A 250-nucleotide genomic window follows, 5' to 3' on the forward strand; every position below is an offset into this window, starting at 1 on the left:
CCTTCGACGCGCCGCCGCAGTCCCGGTCGGGTATCGCGTACGGCACGAGCACCGGGGTCCGGCCCGCCGCGGCCGCGCCCCGGGTGACCGCGCGGACCTGCCCGGCTATCTCGCCGGGGTTGTGGGCGGCGAACCAGACGGCGGCGGGCTGCGTGGCGATCCGGGACTCGATGACCGGGCGGCGCGGGTCGTCGGGGTGGGCCCGCACCCAGGTGAGGACCTGGGACTGCGGGTGCCGGAAGAGGCGGGT

At 78.0% G+C, this 250-nt stretch carries 1 protein-coding gene; it reads right to left on the reverse strand.

The window, feature by feature from the left end:
* Window positions 1-250 (reverse strand): glycoside hydrolase family 6 protein (locus tag JS521_RS36235; protein ID WP_205087057.1); only part of this gene is annotated, 250 nt, incomplete at both ends.

It is taken from the genome of Streptomyces durocortorensis, from assembly GCF_016901035.1.
GTDB classification, from domain to species: Bacteria; Actinomycetota; Actinomycetes; order Streptomycetales; family Streptomycetaceae; genus Streptomyces; species Streptomyces durocortorensis.